The organism is Youngiibacter fragilis 232.1 (assembly GCF_000495435.3).
In the GTDB taxonomy this organism is placed as follows: domain Bacteria; phylum Bacillota; class Clostridia; order Clostridiales; family Clostridiaceae; genus Youngiibacter; species Youngiibacter fragilis.
Genome location: NZ_AXUN02000112.1, coordinates 1 through 1,371 on the forward strand (window position 1 = coordinate 1; position 1,371 = coordinate 1,371).

Below are 1,371 nucleotides of genomic sequence, written 5' to 3' on the forward strand. Positions count from 1 at the left end.
TTGAACTTCTCCGGTTGCTTGAGAATGCTCAAGGAAACAGGGAAAGTCAGTTTCCCGTCAGATTTCAGCTTCTTAAGCCCGCTCAGGAACTTGCCTCGAAACAGCCTGGATACAACCTTTATGGGGAACAGGAATTTATTGTCCTTGGTTACGAACTTCAAGGACTTGTCGAGTCCTCCACCAAGGACAATGACATGTATGTGCGGATGAAATGACAGGTTGCTTCCCCAGGTATGGAGTATGCTCAGAAATCCGATATCCGCACCCATGTGCCTTTTGTCCCGGGCAAGTTCCATTAGGGTGTCAGAGCTGGCGCTGTATAGCAGGTTGTAGAGAAGCCTTTTGTTTGAAAAGATGAGCGGATTGAGCTCTTCCGGCACGGTGAACACGGCATGGAAATATGGGGCATCCACCACATCTGCCTTCCTGGCATCTATCCATTTTTCCTTGGTAAGGGACTGGCAGCACGGGCAGTGGCGGTTTCTGCATGAGTTGTAGTGGACATGGGTCTCACCACAGTCCTGGCACGTAGTGGAATTGCCTCCCAAAGCAGATGTTTTGCAGCTCATTATCGCTTTTGCTACCTTATCGGTATCAATGTTCTCACCATGCTTTTCAAGGAAATTGCCGTATCCCTTGTTGAATATCTCCTGAACCTTATACATTGGGGACACCATCGAAGGGGTTGACGAAATGAGAAGGGCCTGTCCTTGCAAGGTGAATGTATATTGCAGTACTGCTTGAAGACCTGTGGCCGAGAAGCTTCTGAATGGTAATCAGGTCTACGCCGCTCTCATAGAGATGTGTAGCGAATGAATGCCTGAAAGTGTGTGAAGAAATATGCTTGGACCAGTTGAGGGTCTTGAGGTGGTCTGAAACGAGACGGGAAACAGTACTGGAAGTAATGGGCTTAGTTCCTCTTTTGTTTGGGAAAAGCCACTCCATCGGACGACCATATCTTCTCCAGTAGTCGGTGAGTATCTCCAAGGCATTGGTGGACAGTGTGGCATATCTCTCCGACCTGTTCTTTGAGGCGCGGATGAATATACGGCAATCCTTTCTGCTGATATCCTCGTATCTGAGGTGCAGTAGTTCAGATAGCCGTAGCCCGGAAGAGTAAAGCAGGGCAATGCAAGCCTTGAGTCTCAGGTCGTGGATTGAACCTATGAACTCCAATGTCTCATCCAGAGTCATGACTTCGGGGAGGTAGATGTTTTTCTTCATGGAAGGCACTTCGTATTTGTCCCAGGATTGCTTAAGTATGTAAAGCCTGAAAAAGCGTATTTGTGATGAGTGGGCATTGATACTGTGGTTGGAAAGCTTCTTTGTCTTCTTAAGGAAAAGGAGATAGGTCCGAATGTCATTGTAGGA

General features: G+C 47.6%; 2 protein-coding genes. Both read right to left on the minus strand.

What is annotated here, in order from left to right; genetic code table 11:
* Positions 1 to 665, minus strand: a 665-nt coding sequence (locus tag T472_RS06020; protein WP_023863423.1) for an IS91 family transposase, incomplete at its 3' end; no start/stop codon positions are given.
* The coding region (locus T472_RS06025; protein ID WP_023863424.1) for a tyrosine-type recombinase/integrase at positions 658 to 1,371 on the minus strand (714 nt) is incomplete at its 5' end. The genes T472_RS06025 and T472_RS06020, both read right to left, overlap by 8 nt.